The organism is Bacillus sp. CCB-MMP212 (assembly GCF_022748145.1).
Taxonomy (GTDB): domain Bacteria; phylum Bacillota; class Bacilli; order Bacillales; family Bacillaceae_G; genus Bacillus_A; species Bacillus_A cereus.
Map to the genome: position 1 here is coordinate 59,002 of NZ_JALDQE010000008.1, position 25,870 is coordinate 84,871.

The window sequence follows — 25,870 nt, forward strand, 5'->3', positions numbered from 1 at the left end:
AACAGTTTGTTTCAATGTCTTTTTTCTTTTTAAACTATAGTGGAACAAATGTTTAAGGTTTTGTTTGGCATTCTATAGTATTTTAGGTGTGTTATACTTATATTTATAAATTATAATATTTCGTATAATTCTAGGTTTGTTTGCTACTATTCGATATATATAACTGGAGGAAGAATTATGGGTTTTTTTTAAAAGATAGTATGTGTTGTTTGTGATAAAAAGGTTGGTTTAAATCGTTATAAAATACTAAAATCTGATGCATGGCTATGCCCAGATTGCTTTCATAAAGCAGGTGGCTTGGGTGTTGTAAGTGTAAGTACGGACACTATCGAAGAATTGAAAGCTACAATCGATGCAAAGATAGCAAAACTTGCTGAGGATCCATTGTCATGCGCTGAAGGAATGTATCAATTCTGTATAGATAATAAATTCGGTTCTGGCTTTAATGAAAAGTGGGGTGTAAAACACTTCAAGGACTAGAAGATAACTTGATGAATGGCGAAAAAATTCATATGACTTATATCGGAATGCATGATTATCAATCTACAACAAAGCATGATGGTAATTATGCCTACGCCATAACTAATAAACGCATTATGTTCGGACAAAAAACAATGGCTGGTGAAAAATTCAAAGCAGTAGATCATGAAAAGATAAATGATATATCTTTTGAAACAGGGATGTTGTTCGGCTTTCTAACAATTGATACTCCGCAAGAAAAGATCAAAGTTGCGTTAGATAAAGATTCAGCAAAATCCATTAATAATCATATTCATCAAGTTCTAGATGCTTTAAAAAGCAAACCTACTGAAGCTCAACCACAAGAAGTATCTGCTCCAATATCAACAGCAGACGAATTAAAGAAATTCAAAGAGCTGTGCGATATGGGTGTTATTACAGAAGATGAGTTTAACGCCAAAAAGAAGCAGTTACTTGGTATATAAATACAAGATAAACAAGGCAAGTATATTAGAGGGAAAAAGACATTAAACGTATTTGTTCAATGTCTTTTTTATTACACTGTAGAGAAGCATGTATAATAAATATTGTAAATGAAATAGAAACTGCACCCTATACGAATTATTGGCTAAACTAGAGTTTCTTTTTAGATGACAGTTTATTAAATTTTTAGCGATAAAAGCCAATAATTTAAAATTGAGACATCCTATTTCTTATAATTTGACTAATAATTTTTGTTACCTAGGACAAGGATACCAAGGTGCTGAGGAGGTACTAAGAAAAGTACGAATTTGCCCAAAGTCATCATAAATATTGCGTGGAATAGTCCACGTGTGCGTGACAGTATAGTTCTTTAACCTACAATCAGGTGATACAATATCCCGCCATTCAGTAAGGAACCCTCCATCTTTGGTTAAATAAAGAATCTGAAAAACCGTATTCCACACTGCTTCCCCAAGAGGGTCATGTTGTTATTTAGGATGCATGATAAACTAACTTGATTACCCTTATCAGAATTTAGCATAACTGTACCAGTAATGTTAGATATAAGAACATCACTTTTATCCCCAGTACTACTGTTGAATACAATCCAGCCTGGATCAAAGTATGTTTTAGTTAAGCGGTTATTATCCGCTTCAGCAATTTATAAGACTGTTTCTTTTGGTTCAAATCCCATAAAATATCCCCTCTTACCCAATTATATACTCATTGCATGAATGTATTTTTGTTCTAGTAAATTGGATTTAACTATTTTTAAAAATTAGGCAGTATTACTACTTTACTTAAATCTAAAATACATAAATTGTCATGAACGAATTATTATTTTGAAGGAGATGAAATATTAATGCATATAGTTCCGTGTTGTCATCTACAGGTATATACATCATTTACACCAAATCCTATGCAGCATATTCCATATGGGTCATGGGATAATTTTGTACAGCTCAACCCGCAACCACTACCTCCTTGTACTTTTGTAGAACTTAATCCACAGCCACTACCTCCAAGGTACTATTATTAAAAACAAAAGCTTTCTAAAAAACTTAAATTGCAGAGTACCTCTAAAGACCACTGGAAAGGTGGTCTTTAGAGGTATTTACATACAGAACATTGCTTCATATACAACTACAGAGGAACAGACCATTCTATTACAAGTAACCCCTAATTTAACTTTCACTTACCTTTGGACTTTCGTCCTTCACCAAGTTAAGGAATAAGATATCTGTGATGATGGGTTCTAACAAGACTTCAAGAAGATTTACAAATGTTATTAGGCATTGGAGGCCGTTGGGAAACAAGGGCACAATATGAAAATAAATATGTAATAGTAAGGAGAAGAGAAGCGCATGTATAATATACTTAAACGTCAATATAATTCTATTTTCTGAGGGGTGATTTGGATTAACGAGGAAGTACAAAGAGAGCTAAACCTATTAGTACAAAAAATTTGTGAAACCGTATCTTCTGTCCAAAAAATTATCCTTTTTGGCTCTCATGCTTGTGGCACACCAAATAAAGATAGTGATTTTGATCTTTGTATTATTGTGGATGGTGTAGGATCAAGAAAAAGAGAAGTGATTAATCTTATCAATTGGGGTATTTACGATGTGATGGAAACACCAGTTGATCTTTTAGTATATGGACCTGAAGAGTTTCAAGAACGTGCTAACCGTAATGTAACCATGGAATACAAAATTGCACTAAGGGGGCAAGTTTTATATGAAAAATACTGAGGATCTAGAAGAGTGGCTATTCATTGCAAAATCTAATTTAGATTCTGCTAGGTACTTAGCTCACATGAAACCTTTCCCTGCCTCAGTTATTTGTTACCATAGTCAACAATGTGTTGGGAAACCTCTAAAAGGATTTCTTACACTAAACGGTAGAACAGCCCCTAAAACTCATAACCTTTTAACAAATTTCCGGAAAGAATTCTCCTTCCTCAAGCGTGTGAAGGGCGTAGCCCAACGGTAGGTGGGAGATGAATTTCGGTTTGGCGTAGCCAAAAGGTTTTCCTTTTTATTTTGCCTCTGATATAATCAGTCTTATAAATTATAAGGGCTGGTATATAAATGAAATTAGATAGTAATAACCATTCAGTATTCTTGTTATATTATCACCTTGTGTTGGTCGTGAAATACAGAAGAAATGTGTTTGATGATGATATGTCAGACTATGCAAAAGATATGTTTGTTCGACTATCTGAAAACTATAACATCACGTTAGTTGAATGGAATCATGATGTAGACCACGTTCATATTTTGTTCAAGGCACACCCTAATACAGAAATGACAAAATTCATCAATGCTTATAAAAGTGCAAGTTCTCGACTTATTAAAAGAGACTTTCCACAAGTGAAAAAGAAACTTTGGAAAGAGATGTTTTGGTCAAGAAGTTTTTGCTTGCTAACTACTGGTGGTTCGCCAATAGACGTAGTAAAAACATATATTGAAAATCAAAGTGAAAAGTGAGGTGAAATGATATGACAAAGCAGAATAAAGCATATAAATTCCGTTTGTATCCAACAAAAGACCAAGCACATCTTATGCGTAAAACTTTCGGTTGTGTACGTTTCGTGTATAACAGAATGTTAGCTGAACGGAAAGAAGCGTATGAAAAACATAAAGATGATAAGAATCAACTAAAGAAACAAAAGCTTCCCACTCCTGCGAAATACAAAGCAGAATTTGAGTGGTTAAAAGAAGTTGATTCATTAGCTTTGGCAAATGCTCAACTAAACTTGCAAACTGCCTATAAAAATTTCTTTAGTGGTCAAAATGACTTCCCAACATTCAAAAGCAAAAAAGACAGAAAGTCTTATACAACGAATGTAGTGAACGGAAATATTATGTTGCTTAACGGTCATATCAAATTGCCAAAACTGAAAATGGTACGTATCAAACAGCATAGAGAAATACCACAAGGCCATATAATCAAGTCATGTACGATTTCTATGACACCTACTGGTAAATACTATGTGTCCATTTTGACTGAATACGAAAAAGAGATCGTACAAAAAGAAGTAGAAACAGTTGTTGGATTAGACTTTGCGATGGATCAATTATACGTCAGTTCTGAGGATGAGAGAGCCAATTATCCTAAGTTCTATCGTGAAATGTTAGACCGATTAGCAAAGGCTCAACGAGTATTATCAAGACGTACAAAAGGTTCAGGGCGTTGGAATAAACAACGTATCCGTGTAGCTAAGCTGCATGAAAAAGTAGCAAACCAACGTAAGAACTTCCTTCATCATAAGTCTAAAGAGTTAGCTACTCATTTTGATGTTGTAGCTATTGAAGATCTAAATATGAAGGGAATATTGCAAGCACTTCATTTTGGAAAAAGCGTCGCTGATAATGCTTGGGGTATATTCACTTCTTTCTTAGCTTATAAACTACATGAACAAGGCAAACAGCTTGTGAAAATAGACAAATGGTTTCCTTCCACAAAAACATGTAGCAGTTGTGGAAATGTGAAAAATATGTCATTGTCTGAGCGAGTCTATTCTTGTATATGCGGTGTAAATCTCGATAGAGATTATAACGCAGCTATCAATATCAAAAATGAAGCAATACGCCTATTGGCGTTAGCATAGATAGCAATAAAATAACCCTTGGAACAAGGGAGTTAGCTCGGCTGTCTTAGGACGAATTCGTTAGCTACCAAAAGTAACGACTAACCGAGAAGCCCCCACTTCAAACAGTCCGTTAGGGCGTTAAGTGGCGGGTAGTTCACTGCTGCACAAATCTTGTCGTAAATTAGTTGAGGAGTTCTCATTGATTTTAGAACAATACGTGAAGCTGAATGGTTATGTTACAGACATTCGTTATCCGTATTTTGAAGCACTTATTGTCCAAGATGGATTAATGGCTCAACATGCTCAAAAAGTAATGAGTTTCTATAATGAAAAATTAAACAAGCTAAATATACATGAAATTGTGATTGATTAAAAATAGAGGATATACATAAGAGAGGGTTCCTATAGCAAGGGACTCTCTTTTTCTATGTAAAAAAGAAGGGGCAAGTTATATAATGATGAATACTTATAGAGAAATTAAAGAGGAAATGAAAAAAGTCTATTTATCTCGAGATTGTTGTTTTGTAGGTTACAGTGGGGAAAAGATAGTCCGTTGACACTATTATGTAATACAATTGCTGAGATTCTGTTAGAGAACCGTACAAAACCTATTGATATCTTGGCTTCCTAGGTTGGAGTAGAAACACGTCTATGATGGCTGATATCTCACTGACATTACAAAGTATCTAGGCTAATACAGATAAATAAGAAGCTAATCGCTTGTTTATACACTTCTAAACCTCTCGTCATAACAGTAATTAAGTTCCTTGCCTAATAAGACAAACAATGAATGTATTTCGTATTTGCTGCGCCAAGATACGTATATTCAACCCTTCACGTTTTAATTCAAGTCGTATCATCTTTTGTATTGCAACCTCAGACAAAGCCTTTGGCACATCTTTTTCGTAAATTCAACGATATGTTCCCTGATTAAAATTAAATGCTATAAACAAAGGATTATCTGTAAACCGTCTAAGCCTTACATGTTCAGGAATAGTTGTATAGTATTTGTAAAGATGCTTTGTATCTTCCTTAGTTAAGGAAACAGACCTAGTTACTCCATTTTCTCCTGGAACAATTAAAGAGCAAGCTGTATATGGCTCATATTAGGCCATACAAGCTCTTGTAAGGACAACCCCTAGTTTACTACTAAATCTATTATAAAAGCGTTTCTATCCATAATAAGAGGGCGATATTTAACTTATCTTTCTGTTAATCCTTTTGTTGAAAGGATAGTTTGTTTTAATAGTTTTTTTCTGCTTCGATAATAAAACCCTTATCACTTAGTGATTGGTCAGGAAATACGGAGAGGTGCAAATTATCTACTGAAGTATAGATATGTTCAATTTATTTAAGAACCGCCATATTCTGTGCCTTGTTTTCTAGCTTATAGAAATACTCCTAATAATTTTCTTTAGGTAGTTCAATTCATGATTTGATATGTAGGATTTTTTCAGCTTCTAATACTACTTCTAAACTAATACCCTTGTTCATTATAATCACCTAAATTCTTATCATATATTATAACAAAAAATAAGTGAAAGACCTGCTACCGCCCTTTGCTACGCTCGGTTGCTGGCATATCAAAAAGGAAAACGGACAAACAACCCTTTTCCTTTTTGATATGTTGTTTTTTATTTTCAATGAAAAAAAGACAAATCTCGTCCTAATAAGGATTCGTAGATTTGTCCTTTTACATGGGAGTAATGATATGTTTAATTACCATTATTATAACGGATTTTACAAATATTTTCAATTAGGTCTGACATCTTATTAACAAGCATACTAGCTGTATTAAAAATCTATTATAAATATATATCTTATATATTAAAAAGAAATAAAGATAAAACTATTATAGGTTATCAAAAATAGGGGAAAGATCTACTGCTACAAGGGAAAATTTGATGTTGGAACGTAAAAAATCATAAATAGTAGAAAATGTATCCGGAAATTCAATAATTATTAGACTATCAATTCTACAAAAAAGCATAAAGAGAATCACATATTTCTACATGAAATCGGAAAGGAATTGATGCAAATGACTTTATATTTATCCAACTGTGGAAATAGGCTTTATTTTCTTTATTTTGTTAAATACAGCAGTATCTAGCGTTCAATTACCCACATTTTATCCAGATTAGGCTGCTATTTGCTAACATAACTCAGCATTTACACATAACTCACATTATTATTGATGATTTTTATTAGATAAATGCAACAACATTAGTAATTACAATGGTTTTAGAAAGATTATATTCACAATGAACCATATTTGTCCGCATATCCACTATTTTTATAATTTTCCTTTTGATTTTTTGTAGGTATTATGAGATAGGTTTTAATACATTAGAAGAATACTCCCTAGTATTATGTGGAGAGTTATATATTGCTAGAATTGAATTTGTATAGAAGTGCATAAAAAAGGACTCCATTTTATATGAAGTCCTTTCGATTTGGTATTTATAAGTAGAGTAGCAGAAATGGATTACTAATTATACAAACACGAACAGCCCTCTACTTTCGATTTTTTCAAAAATAGAGAGCTCATTACTATTATTTTATTTCCATTGCGGTTAGCACCTGATCTGGAGTTGTTATTGTTATTCCAGCACGTACTAAACGTTCGAAGGTACGCATAAACTCTAGTAAATTAAACTGCTTTGGTAGTTCAATAACACGAAGTTTTTCTTGTGGCAGCTTATCAATTGCCTCGATAAACCATTCACGTACATCACTTGGAATCGTGCGTTCTTTATGGCCACGAACTTTTAGTTTTTCACGCATTTCAATTTCTAAAGCGATATATGCATGGAGATTAACGCCCTGATCATATGCATATTTTCTAAATAACGTTTCTTCCTGGTATTTTAGATAATTACGGTGATAAGACTCTTCCGTCACTGGTACCGCAAACTTCTGCTTCAGTAGTGAATGCACATTCTTAAACATCTTCTTAATGTTGTGAAGAGAGTACATAGAATAATGTAAACCGAAATTAAAGACAGCTTGCTCACGGTCACTATTTCTTTCTTTTGGTATATGCTGCGCAATAAGAGGGTAGATACCTTCTTTTGCCGCTGTATCGAGAATTTGATATTGAGATGTTTGATGCAATAGTTTCTTCAATGTATATACAATTTTCGTTGGATATCCTTCTTTTCGATCAACCATGTCACGTAGTCCGCGGATTACACTGCGAATTTGACGATGACAAGTATGCTTTAATACATGAATGAATTTATTCATGTCTGCAGACAATTCACCGATATTCATCTCTTGTAGGACTGCTTCGATAAATTTCGCTTTTCGAGCATAGGTAACTTTTGGTGTAAATGGATCTCTATGTTGTTCTTCTCCAGCTTCTTTCGAACATAAGAAGTCTGAATGGATAGACAGATATAATGTTGTATATCGTTTTGTATGCTTTACACCTTTTTGCATTTTGCAAATTTTGAATAGGGGATTCCCCGTACATGGTAATGCAGTTGTTAATTCCTCGATAACCGCACGAATCTGATGCGGATATTTTTTATGTAAGAAACGATACATCCCACCGAAGTGAGTTTTGTTTCCTCTTTCGTCCTGCTTGTCCAAAGAACGCTTTAATGTTGTTTCCGTATGTTGTTGCATCGCAATGTCTAAGAATAATTTCTTAGCTGCTACAGATAGTTTAAAGAAAGCCTTTGTAAATACAACAGGACTAATATATACGTATGGATTTGCTTTTTCTGTTTCCTCGTTCATAAAATGAGTTAGTTTGATTGTATATCGGCTATCTAAGCCATTTTCAATAGAGATAATGTTATGTAAGCTTAACTTTTTCAAAGCGATATAGAATTGAGAATGCTGAATGTATGCAAGCTCTTCTTTATATTGCTTGTAATCTTCCCACATCATATGTATGGTTACATTGGGAATAACACCATTAGTAAAGCATTTCTTATGTAGATATAAGAACACTTCAAGATCAGCATTCGTGATGCCGTATAATTTATGATTTCTTCCAGTTTTTTCTGCAAGTGCAGACATTGCGCGACGTGAAAAAGATGGTTTAGCTTTTTCAACAAAGCCTTCTACGTCAGCAATGCGATCTTCGTATGTCATGTGCTGTAGAATATCTTCTAAATAAGTATCTTTATAACTGTAGTACTTCTCTTCAAATGCTTCCACAAGCTTTTGCCAAGATTTGAGTGTTACTAAAACTGCGTTTGTTGTTTCCCCATTTAAGCTACGTTGATTACGTATCACAAATGATTTCCCCATCTTTTTCACCTCCGTTCTACAAATTCAGAAATATATGCCAAAATACTATAAAATATACCAATTTTGATTATAGCAAATCGAAAATTGATGAAAGGTGCTCCTTTAAGAAGAAAAATAGCAACTTGCAACACCTTATAAAGCTAGTTGTATCAAGGGATAAGAGAATTTCATGAATTTTTTTTGTGTTAAGGATACCGCAAACGTGTTGCAAGTTGTGTGGTATGTATAAAAGTAAGTGAAAAAGCACCTAAACCCTTGGTATATAAAGGATTAGAGTGAAAATGGTAGAGAAGTTAGGGAAAGGATACCGCAAACGTGTTGCAAGTTAGTGAATGCAATCATTAAAAATAAATTGTAATAATTAGCCTTGATATAAAAGGACTTGTTGGCATTTATAGAATGAAAGTAGGGAAAGGATACCGCAAACAGTGTTGCATCGTGTGAGAAAAATAAGGGTATGCATACCGCAAACGTGTTGCAAGTTGGGTAATATGTATAAAAATAAATAGAAAAGTACCTAAACCCTTGGTATATAAGGGATTACAGTGAAAATGGTAGAGAAGTTAGGGAAAGGATACCGCAAACGTGTTGCATATTATGTATGTAATTTATTAAAAATATGAGATAAATAGCTGAAAAACTTTAAAATGACATGATTTTTTTTAAAATTATTTGGTTGAGAAATAAATTATACTGTTGCAAGTTGAAAGAAATAGGGAAAGGATACCGCAAACGTGTTGCAAGTTGATTGAAAATAGGGAAAAGAAAGAGCAACCGTGTTGCAAGTTGAAGAATTAAGGAAAACAAGGCGCAAAAGAAGTGTAGGAAGTAGAAATAGGTAAGAGAAAGAGCAAACTGTTGCAAGTTGAGAAATATAAGGCAAACAAAGCGCAAAAGAAGTGTAGGAAGTAGAAATAGGGAAAAGAAAGAGCAGCATGTTGCAAGTTGAGAAATATAAGGCAAACAAAGCGTAAAAGAAGTGTAGGAAGTAGAAATAGGGAAAAGAAGGGCAACTGTGTTGCAAGTTAAGGAGTTAAGGAAAGCAAAGCGCAAAAGAAATGCAAGTAGGTAGAAATAAGGAAGAGAAGGAGCAATATGTTGCAAGTTAAAGAGTTAAGGAAAGCAAAGCGCAAAAAGTGTGCAAGTTGAAAGAAATAGGTAGGAGAAAGGGCAAACTGTTGCAAGTTAAAGAGTTAAGGCAAACAAAGCGCAAAAGGAATGTAAGTAAGGGGAAATAGGTAAGAGGAAGAACAACCTGTTGCAAGTTGAGAAATATAAGGCAAACAAAGCGCAAAGAGAATGTAAGTAAGGGGAAATAGGTAAGAGGAAGAACAACCTGTTGCAAGTTGAGAAATATAAGGCAAACAAAGCACAAAGGGAATGTAAGTAGAAATAGGTAAGAGAAAGAGCAACTGTTGCAAGTTGAGGAGTTAAGGAAAGTAAAGAGCAAAAAAAATGCAAGAAAAGAAGAATAGGGAAAGAAAGAAACAAAAATTTGTAAATATCTGTTACAATAAATTAACTATAATAGTAGTTAAGATTTTTATCCTGAGAATTATTTTATTGTGATCCATGGTTTAGGGAGGAAAAGAAAGTGGATAACTTATTACAAATGTTTCGAGATGCATTGTTAATCTCTGAGCCAATTTATAAAACTAACGAGCTAGTATGGAATAAGTGGAATGCATACTTTAAAGATGTTGAAAACAATAATAATAAGGTGCTCACATCAACCCATGCTTCTCCATCATTTACTGCATTAGTATCTTGGTTAGAGAAAAAGCAAGAGTCCGGAATTACATTAGTACAAATATATGCGAAAATTGATTCTTATAAAGAAGAAATATATAAAGAAATTGAATTATTTATAGAAAAAGAATTTCAAGATGTAGTACATTCTAATTCCTTGATATTGGAAAATGATCAAAATATAGATAAGCCAAATATAGTGAATCACGAGGATTATTACGAGGTAAATAACTCTGCTGTTTATTATAAATTAAGAGATGGGATTGCAAAGAATCAATTTGAAGAAGATGAAATAAGTAAGGTTCTACAATATCCCATTGAAACGAGGTCTTCTAATGGTGTAGCTCAACTTTCTTCACATAAAGATGAAGACTTAAGACTTACCAATATAGAAGAAGCAGCTCGATGGAATACCCTTGTAGATGACGTAATGAGTAATATGGATGATTTAACGGCAGATTGCTTAGATGCAATCACAATACAGTGGATCAATGAAGCAAAATCTCCAGATGATTTTATCGACTTTTCTTATGAACAAGTTTTAGAAATGTGTAACATTCCAAAAACAGTTGTTAAAAATAAAGAATACTATAGAGCGGAAGATAAAATTAAGATAGCAAAGAGAATTGCAGCTTTAGCAAGTATTTTTATCTATTTAAATGATGATAATGAAGTCGTTGTATTAAATGACCGTGATGATGATGGGGAACGTTTAGAATTAAAGCGTGAAGTTATCAAAAGATTATTTGTATTAGATTCAGTTGTTTTATGGAGACATAGTGTTACTAATGAATACATGGGCATTGAATCTTGTCGTATTAAGCCGGGTAGCTTTTTAACTAATTATTTGTATGGATCAAATAATACAACAGCCCTATTGTCTAAAAAAGCACTTGAATACAATAGTTATAGACACAAATATCATAAAAGATTAATTCGATACTTAACATGGCAATGGAGAATTAGACAAATGTATTCATCATTGAAAAAGCCATATTCTATAGGTGGAGACAAAGGACTACTAGCAGTAATGGATATCCCAAAAGATTGGAAGCCGAATCGTATTAGAGAACAGTTAGAAAATGTTCTAATGGATTTAGAAAATGAAAAAGTAATCTCTCATTGGGAGTATAGTGATCCACTGGATGAACAACAAATTGGGAAACGTAATTGGTTTAAAAATTATTACACTAACTTAGGAATAACGATTTTACCACCTGAAGAAATGCTACAGTCAATGGATAGGGTAATAGGAAAGAAGAGTATAGAGGAACCACAAGAGCAGTTACCCGAAGTAACAGTTGTTAAAGAAATAAAGAAGACTGTAGAATCAGTCGAACAAATAGAGAAAAAGATCCGTGACCAAATACTGAAAGTACACAATGAAAAAAAGGTAAGCATTCGTGAAATAGCAGATGAAATGAGTATTTCTCCATCGACATTATCTAGATTTTGTAATTATAAAACAAAACGTTTATCTAAAAAGGCGTTAGAAAAGTTAACGAAATGGTGTGAAAGACAAGAAATATTAGAAAAGATGTAACATAGACTAAATATTTCTTTTAATAATATTCAAGTTAAAAATACACATACATTATGTATGTGTATTTTACTTATTATTACTAACAAGAGTCTGAATTTTCTTTATTTATGGCGGTTTTGGCAGGTGAAGATCCTACCGAAAAGTCATTATAGTTATGCTGTTTAATCCACTGCAATTAAATTTCTTGTCTTATCGATATGGTTCAGTAACATACGATACTCTTCTTCATACATAGTTATACGTTGTAGAAGAGATTGATTCTCTGTTTCTAAATCTTCAATTTGATTTTGTAACTTTGTCAATTCATTCACATCTTTATAAGTTTGTAGAAAGAGAATAATATCATCTAATGTAATAGACAAAGAGTTTTTTTCTATTTGTGATGGGGAGAAGGGAATGTTGTTTCCCATTTTTCGGTCTTGTTTTGCTTGTTGTATTTCTTCTTGGTATTGTTTTCTCACATATGAATTCCAACGAAATCCACAAGCTGCAGGTGTTCTAGCTAGTAGTTTTGCTACTTCTTTGAATGCAGCTAACTGTGTTCCACCGTTACGAATATTCTGAAGTACTGTTGATGCGAGAAGTAAATCGTTATCATCAGTCCAGGAATCTTGTCTTGAGATTACCACGTTTTAACCCCCCTTATATGTTTTATATTATATATATGCAATTACTCAAAATGATAGAAGTTCAATTTCTCTTGAAATAATTGGGAGTAAGTTGGTAGAAGTATGTATGATTTTACATGCAAAATTGCATTTAAGGTTGACTATTCTACAAGGTGTAACTATACTGGTTACAGTGATGTAACTGAATTAATAAAGTTGTTGGTATGAATTGGTTGTATTAATGATGTATAAACAAATATTAAAAAATGAATGGGGTTGAAAATATAGTCCTACATATAAAACGTTTGTATAAAAAGAAATTAGGTAATATACATTTTTTTATAAATATATATAAATAAAAAGAGGTGTGCGTTTTGAAAATTTTTAAGGGAATTCTAGTTTCTTCAATTGCATTAACAGCATTTAATGGGGTGGGCGGACTACTTCCAAATGAAAAATCAGAAGTTGCTTATGCGGCTACTTACAATTATTCAAATAAGCAATTGAATTCTACTGTACATAAGCAAGTTACTAAACAATTAATTTTGAAATTTAAAAATGAAGCGAATTTACCATATCAGGATGGAATAGAAAAATTCATTAAAGAAGAAAAACAAGATCCTGAATTAATTGGAATTTTAGCTGAATATCCAAATGTAACTATAAATCGACTTTTTAATTCTTTAAATCCTAAAGAAATTAAAAATCTTGGTAAAGAAATAAAAGATTCCGATCAAATTTCTTCTAATTTGTTAAACTATTATATTGTAGAAGCTCAAGATGATATTGATGTACAAGCATTACTTACAAAAGTTGAAAAATCATCTCTTGTTGAAACGGCGTATTTACAGGAAGAAGAGGCGCCACCAGCAGAGCGTTTGCCAAATTTATCTGTTAATCCATATGATGAGCCTAGACTTACAAGACAAGGTTACCTTGAACCAGCACCATTAGGAATTAATGCACCTTATGCCTGGAGCATAAAAGGTGGAGATGGAAAAGGAACTACTTTCGTAGATATGGAGTATGGGTGGTTATTTAATCATGAGGATTTAGTGAATCAAAAGATTGAACTGATATCTGGACAGAATAAAAGCGAGCACCATGATCATGGTACCTCAGTCTTAGGAATTGTTTCGGCAGAGGATAATAACATAGGTGGAATCGGGATCGCACCGAAAGCTAAGGTAAAGGTTGTATCTCAGATTAGGGATAACGGAAATTATAATACAGCTGATGCTATTTTAAGTGCGGTTAACAATATGCAAGCTGGAGATATTCTTTTACTAGAGGCACAAGCAACTTACGATGGATATGGGGATAAGAACTATTTTCCTGTGGAAGTAAAACCAGACATATTTGATGCAATTCGTATGGGAACAAATAAGGGAATTATTATTATTGAAGCAGGTGCAAATGGCGGAAATGACTTGGATCAATTTAGAGACCGTAATGGTAAACAAGTTTTAAATCGTAATAGCCCTGATTTTAAAGATTCAGGGGCAATTATGGTTGGGGCAGCTTCTGCAAGGGTTCCTCATAAGCGTTCATATTTCTCTAATTATGGTAGTAGAGTGGATGTGTATGGATGGGGGAATGCAGTAGATACTACAGATGCTAAACCAAGTGAATTTATAACAAATTTATATACATCTAGTTTTGCTGGAACATCTAGTGCATCGCCTATTATTGCTGGTGCTGCAGCATCAATTCAAGGAATTGCAAAAAATAGTCAGGGGAGAGTATATACACCAAGACAGCTTAGGGCTATTTTAAGTGATTCTAGCACCGGAACGAAATCCAATGATCCAACTTCTGATAAAATTGGTGTTTTACCTGACTTAAAAGCTATTTTATCTAAACTTGGTTTTTCACCAAACTTAGGTAATGATTCTTCCATTGTATTTCCTGAGGAACAAGAAATAAATAAAGGAAATAAGGGAAATGAAGGATCTACTATTACATTCCCGAAAGAAGATGCCGCTAATAGTGAAGAGGACTCTAGCTTTATTTTCCCAGAATAATAGAAATACCTCCTATTAAGCATGGGGCAAAATAGTTTACTCAATAAGAATAAAGGATATGAATTCAATAGAAATATGAATTTATATCCTTTTTATTTTAAGCTGTTTTTACTACCTTACAAAAACGTAATGTTAGCGTAATGGAAATGAATTTTGGCAGCCAATAGATTAGGATATAATTTTTGTGAGAAAAGATATGAGGTGAATAATATGAAACGAATAGTGCTTATGTGTAGCGTTTTTGTGATGTTTACTGTGGTGTTATCCGGGTGTAATTTAAATCGTCTTGGTACAGATACATATTATGTGCAAATTACCAAGGATGGTGAAAAATTAAAAGAGAAAAATGTAAATGGGGATACGACTTACGAATATAAATTACCTGGATTTGATAAGGATGGTAATGAGAAAGAAATGGAGTTTACAGCGTTAAAAAATCTTCGTAAAGAAGCGTTTTTACGTATATATTACTCTGAGAAAAAAGGTGTGAAATCTTGGGAAGAAGTTAAAAAAGACGAACTCCCTACAAAGGTAAAAGAAAAAGTAAAGGTGGATTAATATATAATGCTTTGTTAGAGCAATATATCCTCAAACTATTAGAATGTATATTGTGAAATAGGCTAAAGTTTTTTAGAGTTGTTAAAGTAAGAGGCTGATAGTTATTGTCAGTCTTTTACTTTTGCAGGAAGAAAATATAAAAGGTATTTAACAGGCAAGTGTTGGATTATTAACAATTATTTAAGATCCAAAGCTACAATATATCTACCCCTGAACTATAATAATTTTAGGTCAGAAATAAGCTTCTGATTTTGTGAGGAGTTAAGTACTAAAAAAGCTTAATTTTGTTTACGTATTTATAGTCGTTTAAAGGATTTAAGATTGGTTATGATATAATAAAATTCAAGTACAATAAGGGGGATTAATTAAATGATTTTTCAAAGCATGATAACAGCTATTATAGAAAAATTACAAGAGACGGTGAATCCCTATTGGATAATTGTGTTTGGATCAACGGCTGAGAACAGAGAACGAGAAGATAGTGATATTGATATAGCTTATGTAAGTGACACAACATTAGGGAACTATGAACGTTTTTTATTAGCACAGGAGTTAGCTAACATTGTTCATAGAGATGTTGATTTAGTTGATTTATCCGAAGCTTCTACAGTTTTTCAAGCTCAGATTATACATACAGGAAAGACAATATTTTGTTCGGATGAAAAACGTAAGGTTATTTTTGAAATGAAAACCTTAAAAATGTATTCAAAATTGAATGAAGAACGACAGGTAGTATTTGAAGATATAAAGAAAAGAGGTTCTATATATGAAGAATGAGGTTATTTTAAATAAAATTTCTACAATAGAGCGTTGTATAAAAAGAATCCAAGATGTGTATGGAAATGACCCTGAAAATTTAGAGGACTTTACAAAACAAGATTCAATAATATTGAATATACAAAGAGCTTGTGAAGCGAGTATTGATTTAGCAATGCATATTGTTGCGGGAAAAAAATTAGGACTACCACAATCTAGTCGAGAGGCCTTTGATTTATTGGTTACAGCAGGATTACTTAGCGCTGATCTAGCAAATAAGTTAAAGGCGATGGTTGGATTTCGTAATATTGCCGTTCATGATTATCAAAGTGTAAATTTAGATATTGTTCGTCAAATTATTGAAAAACATTTAACTGATTTTAAACTATTTACAAAAGAAGTAATGGGGATATTGGAATTTTAGGAAAAAGAACAGAATAATAGGGCTGAGAAAGAAAGTAATTCTATGATTCCTAAAGCAGCTATTGAAACAATCACTTAATTTCGTAAGAAGAAACGCGGTCATAAGAAGAATTTGTTTATGTTGTAGTGAGGCTTTGCATGAGATGTGTAGATAAATAGTAGGGAAAATATCCATATACAATTTTATCAACAAATAAGTAACTATTTTCAAAACTAATTTTTATGCATATAATGTATACCCAAAACAAAAGAGTTTCCTTATGGAAACTTTTTTGTTTTGGGTAAATTTATAATGGTTAATTAATATTCAGTTTTTGAAAAAAATGATGAATCATGTCAAATCATCTTCATTTACACAAACATGAACGTAGTATAAAAATGAAGCATATCCAAAATAATTAAAGGGGCTGAAAAAAATGATTAAAAAACTTATTATTAGTTCTATTGCTTTAGGTGCAACAATAGGAGTGAGCAAACCTACATTTGCTGCTACAATACATTCTCCATCACAGTTTAAAGAAATTCGAAATGTTCATGTGCAATCCCTATATTCTCCATGGCAGTATTTAGGGCAAACTTCAAGGGAACTTCAAATTAAAAGTAAGGATCCAAAAGTACTAGCTTTTGAACTAGCAAAAGAAGCACCATTTTATGAAGAAGAATTAGTAGACATATGTTCTGTAATTTTAGATGCAAATGTAGATGTTGTATATTGGACAAGTAAGGAATGGGTTAGATTTGAAGAAGGAAATTATGAATTTAAACATGAAATTAAAATTTTTAGAGATAAAGAACGTCAGCAATTAATTACTGCACTAGAATCTTAGATCATTTACAAAAAAGAAGCTATCTTTAGTATGCTATTCTCCCCTCATAGTAGATAGGAAAAAGAAAACACATTAACCTATTTATTATGGAGGGGATTTTTCTATGGGGTAAATTAGAATTACTTGCTATACAAAATGAAAGGAAAAGGAAGTGCGTTTATACTTAAAAGAAGATGTAAAACTGTTAAGAAAGAAATAGCCATTTATTCTCCCATTGTAAGACGTTAAATGAAATGATTCGAAACTTTAGGTATTAAAGAACTAGAAGAAGAACGTGGGAAAACAAAAGGGTTATGTTTAGGTAGAATGAAACCTAAAGGTTCGGGTACTAAGACTAAACGATTGGAAGAAGAGGATGGGATGTTAGAAAAATGAAGGAAAGTATGTCGCGAAAGTAAAACTTTTAGGATAATGCATATAACAAAGACTTCTTCATCTATGTTAAGTCCGCAAATATATACAATTTTATAACCATCAAACATTTCAAAAGAAATTAAATAACCTGAGTCCATACAAATATAGACTCAGGTGGCTTAGCTATACTTTGAAAATACTGTTTACCTGACAGGGCCCTCTCTCTGTATTCTTCAAATAAACAAACTGAAACAAGACTATTAGAATTATTAGCGAATTATCCTCTCTTTAATTCTTATATCGTGTCTCTTACCTCTAACAAGTACAAGCATAACTCATTAATCTATATTATCTTTAAAATATTTATAAATTTGATGCTATAAAAGCAATAGAATTATGTAATAAGTGAATCAAAAAAACAACCCCAAAAGCAGACATGGTAACCTGATATTTTTCATTCTTTTTTTTATATACCCAATAAGCATAGTTATATAAAAGTCCAATTATCGTTGTACCAACTATATAAGTGATTCCATATGGATGATTTAATCCAAATATAATTGAAGCTATTAAAATGATAAGGTAATCGCGATTTTTAATGTAAGGAATCCAACTTAATAGCCAAAATAAAAATACTTGAAAAACTACTGTTTCATATATAGGTACCGCTAATACCCCTAATAAAACTTGAAGAATAAGAGGTGCTTCTGTTATTGGGTTTTTTTGTATTTCAGGTAAGAATAGATCTAATGGTATTACAAATAAAAATGATCCTAATAAAATAAGAAAAACAAAAGAAATTGTAGGCAAAGCAAACATAAATCTATTTATTTTTTTGAGCATATATATTTCTCCTATAATCTTTTATTATATCTATACGAAAAGTAATAAATAATTGAGTCTCTTTTTGTTTGACATGTTTTCGTCTACTATTGATGAAAACCGTTCTGTAATTGAATCCTTGGCTTATATGTAGGTGTAGCGATAAAGTAGGGATATATTAACACTATATTGTTAATATTAAAATATTAAAGAGCTAAGTGAGATATTAAGGTCACACCAATTGTATGATGAATATAATATCAAGCCCCTTAAGGAAATATGCTGTATAGGACACGCTTGTACTGTTTATTTTACTATATGAATATTTAAGTGCATATAGTTTTGGAGGAGTATGTATTTTTGCATTTTTTAATACAAAAGTTTTTTATTAAAAATTTACTTTCTGCGCTACCTCATATGAATTTAAGACAATTGAAGAGTAAAGGCCAAAAGAGTCTAAGTTTAGATTGTACAGGTAAATATTATAATGTTATAGAAAAATAAGGGAAAAAGTTATAAAATAGGAGATTGAATTAAACTTTCAGATTTTATTTTTGAGCAAGATAAAGATAACTAAAGATAAGGCTCTTAAAAATTCTTGTCTTTATTTAAAACCAACGATAGTATAAAAAATCCTCGCTGAAGGTACTGCAACAAATCTAATTTGAAAATCTTTAGGAGATAAATATGGAATTTTAAATAGTCTTAGGAGTCCACTAAACATTATAGCAATTATTATAGGCAAACCCTTTAATATAATTGATTTAGAAGAAATCAGTACAAATAGAAAAGATGAAGTAGTAGAAGTATTACGTCTTCCTTTTAATAGATTTCCAGGAGCAGGTGGACATATAAAAGATGCAATTGTAAATGAAAAAAAATGGAACGTTTGGTTGAACGATTAGTATGCTATTTTAAAGTTTAAATTAATAACAGAAAGAGAACCTTTTAATATGTTACTACTTTGTTTTTGTATTGTTGAAAATAAGAAAGGTGAAATCAATGAAAAAATATTGGCATAAGCTATCGTTGCTTCAGAAAAATGTATTACTAACGGTATTAGTAATTCTGACCCTTGTTGGAAGTATGGGAGCGTTAAGTTTTAATATGTTTCAAAATAGTATGATGTCTATATTTGAGAGGCAGTCTTTTGAAACAGGTGCTGCGGTATTAAATCAATTAGATCTAGAAATAGTAAGAGATGTATCAAAAGACCCCACAGCTCAAAGAGTGAAGAAAGAAAAATTGACAGAGCAATTAGATAAATCTATAAAAGATATGAAAAGTGTTGGGCAAACATATGTTACAGGAGCCAAGCTAAATGATAAAGCTGAATTACAAATAGTAGCTTTGGATACAGAATTAGCAAATACTGTTTCTGTAAAACCAGGTGAATATTATGAGCAGCCTACTTATTGGATGAAAACATATGATAAAGTAATACAAACAAAACAGGCACAAATGACAGAAGTGTATGAAGATGAATTAGGGTTCTGGGTAACAATTTTAGAGCCAGTTACAGATGAAAATAAAAATATAATTTCAATTGTTGCAGCGGATTTGGATGCTTCTATTATTCCTCTTACAAAGAAACAATTTATGATACAAGGTTTACTATTTATTATAATTTCATTAACAATCGCAATTACAATTCAAATATTTATCTCACGAAACTCTCTATCGCCTTTAAAGGATTTACAAGAAGGGTTACGTAAAGTTGGTGAAGGGGATTTAAGTATTAAATTGAATGAAAGATCTGATGATATAGGGATAACTAATATCTATTTTAATAACACTATTAAAAAGTTTAATAGGATTATAGATAAAGTAAGGCAGACTGCTGAACAGGTTTTGACATCTTCACAGGAATTGTCGGTAAGTACAAAAGAAAATAGCATAGCCTTTAAAGAAATTGCAAGTGCTATTACAGGATTAAATTTAGGAGCACATTCTCATGAATATGTAGTGCAAAAATGTTTAGGGATTGTTCAAGAAATGGAAAGTAAGATGAAAGAAATTAAAGGAGCTTCAAAACAAGTTGGCAATGCTTTGGAAGACATGGAACAGCATTCTGTAGAGGGAAAAGATTTGATTAAGCAAACCGTGAATCAAATGAAAAGAATCCAAGATACAGTTCAGGATGTACCTTCTAGTATTTATGCATTAGAAGCACGATCTAAGGAAATTTATGAAATTCTTACTGCAATTACAATCATTTCAAATCAAACAAATTCATTAGCTTTAAATGCTTCTACTGAATCCTCATGTGCTGGAGAGATGGGGGAAGAATTTTCAGGTGTTGCGGACGAGGTACGTATATTAGCGGAAAGAACTGAGGCATCTGCAAGGGATATAGCTAAATTAATTGGTGAAATCCAGGCTGAAGCAGAGAGAGCCGTAAGATCCATACAGAAGAGTTCAAAGGAAGTAGAATCAGGAATAACACTAGTTCAAAGTAGTGGTGCTTTTTTTGAAAAGATTTCAGAATCTGCACAATCTGTTACAAATCAAATTAAAGCGACTTCGAATCATTCAAGTGACATTTTAAAAGATAATCAAACTATTGTTCAGTTTGTAAATGAATTATCACATATTGCAAATACATATGTGAATAGCAGTAGTAATGTGGAGACAAGTATGAAAGAGCAAGAACTATATGTACAAGATATTGCAGAGTTAGCAAATTCTTTGAATTGGCTCTCGCAAGAGTTACAGGGGTTAATAGGGGAATTCAAAAATAAGTAGGATAGAAGAAGGTAAAGGTATAGAGTATGACCTATACCTTTATCTATTCCTATATAAGAGATGAAAGCTTAGGTATATATGTAAAATAGCTAAACGAATAATTTTTTGCATATTTTGTTGGAAATAGAGCATGATATTACCAAATTCAACGGAGGTGTTTAAAAAATGCAAATTCGCGAAAATAATAATTCAAACGAAATCTTAATAGCAGCTGCAGCAAGTGCAATTGAACAAATGAAATATGAAATTGCTCAGGAGTTTGGTGTTACACTTGGACCGGATTCAACTGCACGAGCAAATGGTTCAGTAGGTGGAGAAATTACAAAACGTTTAGTTCGTATGGCGCAAGAGCAGTTATCTGGTCAATATAAAATTCACTAAAACTAAAGGTATATCCCATTGAAGGGATATACCTTTTTAATTTGTTTTTAAAGAGGATCGTTACATTTTTTATTATTGGTTAAGTTTAGAAACAGCAAATTTAGCTGTAAAATTCATCTTCTTCATGTACGTAGAATTTACACCTGCTTGAAATTGTACAGAAATATTACCGTCTTTTTGCGCTTTAAATACACGACCATATGGGGAATTAGCATTGAATGTGCCAATTACTTGATTATCTGCATCAAAGGCCGTATAAGAAATTGGGAACCCTGAATTTTGTACAAAGACTGTAAGTTCGTCCCCTTTTTTAAGATTAAATGATTCTTTTTGAGACACTTCATAGGAACTCATAGAGTAGTATTTTGTGACTTCTTGAATTTCTAAATTCGTAGTAGCTGCACTCGCTTTTGATGCCTCAGCTCCTGGTAAGTTCATACCTGAAAATACTGCAATTCCTAGTGCCCCTGCTAAAATCAATTTTTTCATAATAGTATTTCCTCCTTTAATATATTGTGAGATTTGAAACGAAAGTGAAAATTTCAATCCCTGAAACCATTATAGTTACAATGAGAATTATTTTCAATAAGGGTTAGTATGTAATTTTGCATATATAAAGTATTAACATAAGGTAATCAGTCAAGTTTTGAAGTATTCTTAACAGAAGGGAAGGAAAAAATTAAAAAATCATGAATGATATTGTAACCGAACTATATATCTTTTGAGCATATTCCGTCTGCATCAAGTGAATATATTATTAATTTTATTTTTATTTGTTTTTTATTATAAAACATTTTAAGGTTGATAAAGTTTTATTTAATGGAATTATTAAACAAAAATGATAAATTATATGTTATGATGAAAAGGCAATAAAGTACATCATCCTGACTTTATTGTGTATGTTTAGCCTATGTATGTCGTTTGTATTAGAAATAAGAAGTCTCCTTAAAAAGAGACTTCTTATTTTTTGTATGGAGGGGTTATTACAGATGATGGATTATTATCAATTTTTTTAATTACCATGGCAGGCATTGCCTTATTTTTTTATATACAACATGCTGGAAAACCAACGAAAAGAAACAAATGGAAGTTTTTAATTATAGTATTTTTATTTTATCTTTTGAATTATTTATTTCTTAAATTTTTATAAATAAATATAGGAGGGGATACGTATTGAATTCTAAAATATAAGAAAAAGGAAGGGATAATCCTTCCTTTCATCATCCAGTATGCCCATGTGAATATTTAATAACATTTATGGTACTTTGAGAGCCTGTTGAAGAATTTGATCCAAAAGTTACTGTTACAACAATTAAAATACCTAGTAAGCTAACCGCTAATTTTTTCATTTTAATGCTCCTTTTTTAAAGTTTTTTTCACTGGCTTTACTAGCTTCATAAAAATAATAGCTGGCTTTTTTATGATTATTTTCTTTGTAAAATTGGGTTGCTAACTTTTCAGTATATTCATTTATATACTCATATAGTTCTTCTCGTTCAAAATAAGAAATTCCTTCTAAAACAGTTTTTTCTAAATCATTAGCACAGCTATGTAGATTTATTTTTTCTAAAATATTAAAGTGATGAATATAACCTTCAATTCCCAATTGAGTAGAGAGTTGAAGGCCCTTTTTTATTAATTCTTGAGCAATTTCATGTTCTCCTAATTTATAATGCTCTCTAGCTTCAATGAATACAGCTTTATAATCGCTGGGTAGTTTCTGATTAACTTCGGATAAATATCGTAATGCTACTTCAGATAGATTCTGCGTAGCGTACATAAACCCTAGATTGTGACGGACAATTAAAATATTGTATTCTAAATTTTCTTTTTGGAATGTATCCATAGCAGAGATAAAGTGTTCCTCAGCTAATTCCCATTCCTTTAAGTGAGTGCATGCTAATCCATATAAGTTATTACAGAAGGCAACTTTTAATTCATATCCAGGATGCTTTGAAAATATATCTTTCGCCTTCATTACATGATTAATACATAAAATTGATCTATGTGTATGACAATAGAAAATGGCTAACTCATAATGGAATTCAGCATGTTCAATCTCATCAGGTATGGTTTCTAACAAGTATTCGGCTTTATCGTAATGTATTTTTGCAAGGCTATGATTGCCAGTAACATTGGAATGAATGGCTTTAAAGAAGTGATAATAGTATGAAAGGAAATCGTCTGTAGGAGTTTTGTAAGCATCACTTTGTTTAAAGCTATCTTTAGAAATACTTAAGCTATCAATTAAATATTGATGTCTAAAATCTAGTAGTGAGTAGTATAATAATATCGTTTGATTTTCTTCTATATTATGGATTTTGTTTTCAATTTCTTGTTTAAGTAATTGAGCGGCGTCTACATGCCTAGCCCTAATTTCTTGATACCATTCATTTAATAAATGAGTTATTTGCTCGTTCCCCTGTATATGAACATTCATTGTTCAATTTCATCCTCTCCAAAGATATTATTCAGCAATTAGTATCATATCAAAATTTTACTCTATTAAAATATGTTCTAACTCATTTTTCAATATAAAACAGAAAATTCGGAAATAAGAAAGGTTAAATGTATATAAACACATCCAGTAGAGAGAATATATTATTTAGGATAATTTACAATAACTTTAACAGTAAGTATAATGAAAAATTTGTACTTCAAGTAGAAGGGGGTTATGGGACCCCATTAGCTAAATTACTTTTATAAAGGTGTTCACAGGAAATGGAAAAAATTTAATGAATGAATTACAGAAGAGATTATTTATAAGATAACATGGCTTGGTCCTAATGGAGAGAAGGTTAAAATCGTTCGAATATATATAATTTGCGTATTACTTGCACAAAGCGATAAAACAAATAGTAAATAATAGTCTATAGGTTGTATGTACAGTCGAAAATTATGTTGATTGTAGAGGAGAAACACATGAAGTTTTTTGAGGTTTGTTTGGGTTAATTACTACTTGAAAAAAGGAACAGCTAGCAAAAGCTAACTGCTCTATTCATGGAAATAGGATTATATACAGTATTGACGGAACATTTATTTTAAATTCAATTTATCTAAAGTAAACATCTCAACTGAATTGAACTACTCACCACTTAACGTCCTAACGGACTGTTTGAAGTGGGAGATTCCTGCGAACACCGATGTATCCATCAGTTATCTTAGCAGGCTCTACCCGCAGTCCCTACGGTGAGAACATAAGTATCTTGTACGCTGACTCACCACACTACCTACTTTAGCTTGGTTTTCGCAATTTTGAGAAGCGTGGGGCGATAGAACGTTGAAGAGCAATCTGTACAAGTAAATGATAGCAAATATGTTGGCTTATGCTAATCGACATTCATCTCCCACCTAAAATTGGTGTTTCACACCTTCACATTTTTGAGGAAGGAGTCTTCTGCCGGAAAACAATAAAGGCTGGACCTAATACAGAACCTAACTAACCTAATACATTAAAAGAGGTATATGTTAAGTTTTATAATTTAGAAGATAGCAAACGTCAAAATACCAAATACTAAGCATCCAAAATGTTTGTAAAGATTTAATCGTTTTTCTATAATCAATTACAAGCTTTTTTTGCTGTTTGTATGATTACATTCACTAACTGGTTTAGTAGCATGTCCTTGTTTATCTGTACACCAAGATTGAGATTGAAATGCCAGAAACATACCTACCCATCTCTTTTCTTCTTCAAATTGAATAAGGATGCCGCCATCTTGCCAAATTCCATCGTCACCTTTCCAATTAGAGCTATTGCCTTGATTCATATGAATATCATGAATACCTCTACCTGGTGAAAAACCAAAATATTTATCCTTATTTTTTTCATTTTTGAATTTTTCCCCGTAAGCGTATACAGTAGCATTCTTCTCTTTAGCTTCATTAATATATCGATTCACTTTCTCATTTAAATCATTATCTGGTCCATTTTCTGTTGCAGGAAGGGGAATCATTTTTGTTGGATCAAACAGGTTACCACGAACATAATCTAATGCAATGTCTTGGTTATCGTTGGTGACTTGTGTAAATCCTTCTTCTAATGTTGGAATAATTGTGATTTGTTCTGAGTTGAAATCTTCACTTACATAGTATAAAACCTCTGAAGGACTATCTTGAGAGGCAACGTTGATGGCAATTCGATAATCATTACCAGCAGCTTTAATATGTACTTCGTAATGAGGTGTACGATCCTTTGAATTTACGGGTCTCACATCAAAAACTTTACCTTTTAATACTCCATATTTAAACAAGGGCATGACTTTTAAAACCTCCAGTTTAAT

18 protein-coding genes and 5 pseudogenes are annotated in these 25,870 nt (G+C 32.0%); 15 read left to right on the top strand and 8 right to left on the bottom strand.

The window, feature by feature from the left end:
• Positions 1 to 195 precede the first annotated feature (195 nt).
• From MRP26_RS30965 to MRP26_RS30970, 7 genes and pseudogenes are all read left to right on the top strand, one after another.
• Positions 196 to 944: pseudogene (locus MRP26_RS30965) on the top strand (PH domain-containing protein).
• A gap of 1,407 nt (positions 945 to 2,351) precedes the next feature.
• Positions 2,352 to 2,693: a nucleotidyltransferase domain-containing protein gene (locus tag MRP26_RS21270; RefSeq protein WP_197241555.1), complete on the top strand. Its 342-nt coding sequence runs from the start codon at positions 2,352 to 2,354 to the stop codon at positions 2,691 to 2,693.
• Positions 2,680 to 2,874, top strand: a pseudogene (locus tag MRP26_RS21275) (HEPN domain-containing protein); the annotation flags it as partial. The gene MRP26_RS21270 and the pseudogene MRP26_RS21275, both read left to right, overlap by 14 nt.
• Before the next feature lie 158 nt (positions 2,875 to 3,032).
• A complete protein-coding gene (gene tnpA / locus MRP26_RS21280) occupies positions 3,033 to 3,431 on the top strand; it encodes an IS200/IS605-like element ISBth16 family transposase (protein WP_000762752.1) in 399 nt (132 codons plus the stop codon).
• 11 nt (positions 3,432 to 3,442) lie between these two features.
• Positions 3,443 to 4,555 carry a transposase gene (locus tag MRP26_RS21285; RefSeq protein ID WP_242806860.1) on the top strand — a complete coding sequence of 371 codons (1,113 nt, stop codon included), beginning with the start codon at positions 3,443 to 3,445 and terminating at the stop codon, positions 4,553 to 4,555.
• A 139-nt stretch (positions 4,556 to 4,694) separates the two neighbouring features.
• Positions 4,695 to 4,910: pseudogene (locus tag MRP26_RS21290) on the top strand (HEPN domain-containing protein); the annotation flags it as partial.
• 82 nt (positions 4,911 to 4,992) lie between these two features.
• Positions 4,993 to 5,165: pseudogene (locus MRP26_RS30970) on the top strand (phosphoadenosine phosphosulfate reductase family protein); the annotation flags it as partial.
• Between the two features lie 136 nt (positions 5,166 to 5,301).
• On the opposite strand, the pseudogene MRP26_RS21295 reads toward MRP26_RS30970, so the two are convergent.
• Positions 5,302 to 5,919 (bottom strand): annotated as a pseudogene (locus MRP26_RS21295) (integrase); the annotation flags it as partial.
• 1,171 nt (positions 5,920 to 7,090) lie between these two features.
• A complete protein-coding gene (locus MRP26_RS21300; protein WP_242806861.1) occupies positions 7,091 to 8,800 on the bottom strand; it encodes a hypothetical protein in 1,710 nt (569 codons plus the stop codon).
• A gap of 1,594 nt (positions 8,801 to 10,394) precedes the next feature.
• On the opposite strand from MRP26_RS21300, the gene MRP26_RS21305 reads away from it, so the two are divergent.
• Positions 10,395 to 12,092 (top strand): helix-turn-helix domain-containing protein, encoded by a 1,698-nt coding sequence (locus MRP26_RS21305; RefSeq protein ID WP_000369391.1) that lies wholly within the window; start codon positions 10,395 to 10,397, stop codon positions 12,090 to 12,092.
• A 161-nt stretch (positions 12,093 to 12,253) separates the two neighbouring features.
• Here the strand turns inward: MRP26_RS21305 and MRP26_RS21310 are convergent, their stop codons facing one another.
• The gene (locus MRP26_RS21310; RefSeq protein ID WP_000237075.1) at positions 12,254 to 12,721 is read right to left on the bottom strand and encodes an RsfA family transcriptional regulator; all 468 of its coding nucleotides are present in this window, start codon (positions 12,719 to 12,721) and stop codon (positions 12,254 to 12,256) included.
• 353 nt (positions 12,722 to 13,074) lie between these two features.
• Here MRP26_RS21310 and MRP26_RS21315 point away from each other — a divergent pair, with 353 nt between their 5' ends.
• From MRP26_RS21315 to MRP26_RS21335, 5 genes are all read left to right on the top strand, one after another.
• On the top strand, positions 13,075 to 14,724 hold the full coding sequence (locus MRP26_RS21315) for a S8 family peptidase (protein ID WP_197242028.1): 1,650 nt from the start codon (positions 13,075 to 13,077) through the stop codon (positions 14,722 to 14,724).
• A gap of 210 nt (positions 14,725 to 14,934) precedes the next feature.
• On the top strand, positions 14,935 to 15,282 hold the full coding sequence (locus tag MRP26_RS21320) for a YxeA family protein (protein WP_000822915.1): 348 nt from the start codon (positions 14,935 to 14,937) through the stop codon (positions 15,280 to 15,282).
• A gap of 369 nt (positions 15,283 to 15,651) precedes the next feature.
• On the top strand, positions 15,652 to 16,059 hold the full coding sequence (gene mntA, locus MRP26_RS21325; RefSeq protein ID WP_000577227.1) for a type VII toxin-antitoxin system MntA family adenylyltransferase antitoxin: 408 nt from the start codon (positions 15,652 to 15,654) through the stop codon (positions 16,057 to 16,059).
• On the top strand, positions 16,049 to 16,462 hold the full coding sequence (hepT, locus tag MRP26_RS21330; RefSeq protein WP_000787540.1) for a type VII toxin-antitoxin system HepT family RNase toxin: 414 nt from the start codon (positions 16,049 to 16,051) through the stop codon (positions 16,460 to 16,462). Before mntA ends, hepT begins: the two co-directional genes overlap by 11 nt.
• Positions 16,463 to 16,877: 415 nt before the next feature.
• Entirely contained in the window at positions 16,878 to 17,288 is a 411-nt protein-coding gene (locus MRP26_RS21335; RefSeq protein WP_242806863.1) for a hypothetical protein, read from the top strand.
• 717 nt (positions 17,289 to 18,005) lie between these two features.
• On the opposite strand, the gene MRP26_RS21340 is transcribed toward MRP26_RS21335, so the two are convergent.
• Positions 18,006 to 18,485, bottom strand: coding sequence for a CPBP family intramembrane glutamic endopeptidase (locus tag MRP26_RS21340; RefSeq protein WP_064532502.1), 480 nt, complete (start codon positions 18,483 to 18,485; stop codon positions 18,006 to 18,008).
• A gap of 981 nt (positions 18,486 to 19,466) precedes the next feature.
• On the opposite strand from MRP26_RS21340, the gene MRP26_RS21345 reads away from it, so the two are divergent.
• Both MRP26_RS21345 and MRP26_RS21350 read left to right on the top strand, forming a co-directional pair.
• A complete protein-coding gene (locus MRP26_RS21345) occupies positions 19,467 to 21,209 on the top strand; it encodes a methyl-accepting chemotaxis protein (protein WP_242806865.1) in 1,743 nt (580 codons plus the stop codon).
• A gap of 165 nt (positions 21,210 to 21,374) precedes the next feature.
• Complete coding sequence (locus tag MRP26_RS21350) at positions 21,375 to 21,590, top strand: alpha/beta-type small acid-soluble spore protein (RefSeq protein ID WP_001167047.1); 216 nt, start codon at positions 21,375 to 21,377, stop codon at positions 21,588 to 21,590.
• Between the two features lie 72 nt (positions 21,591 to 21,662).
• Here MRP26_RS21350 and MRP26_RS21355 read toward each other — a convergent pair whose 3' ends face one another.
• The 4 genes from MRP26_RS21355 to MRP26_RS21365 form a co-directional block, all read right to left on the bottom strand.
• Positions 21,663 to 22,079 (bottom strand): hypothetical protein, encoded by a 417-nt coding sequence (locus MRP26_RS21355; RefSeq protein ID WP_197242030.1) that lies wholly within the window; start codon positions 22,077 to 22,079, stop codon positions 21,663 to 21,665.
• A 731-nt stretch (positions 22,080 to 22,810) separates the two neighbouring features.
• The gene (locus MRP26_RS30805; RefSeq protein ID WP_000732002.1) at positions 22,811 to 22,939 is read right to left on the bottom strand and encodes a hypothetical protein; all 129 of its coding nucleotides are present in this window, start codon (positions 22,937 to 22,939) and stop codon (positions 22,811 to 22,813) included.
• Positions 22,936 to 24,030 carry a Rap family tetratricopeptide repeat protein gene (locus MRP26_RS21360; RefSeq protein ID WP_242806867.1) on the bottom strand — a complete coding sequence of 365 codons (1,095 nt, stop codon included), beginning with the start codon at positions 24,028 to 24,030 and terminating at the stop codon, positions 22,936 to 22,938. The genes MRP26_RS30805 and MRP26_RS21360 overlap by 4 nt, the downstream gene beginning before the upstream one ends.
• 1,123 nt (positions 24,031 to 25,153) lie before the next feature.
• Complete coding sequence (locus MRP26_RS21365) at positions 25,154 to 25,846, bottom strand: YukJ family protein (protein WP_001127956.1); 693 nt, start codon at positions 25,844 to 25,846, stop codon at positions 25,154 to 25,156.
• Positions 25,847 to 25,870 lie beyond the last annotated feature (24 nt).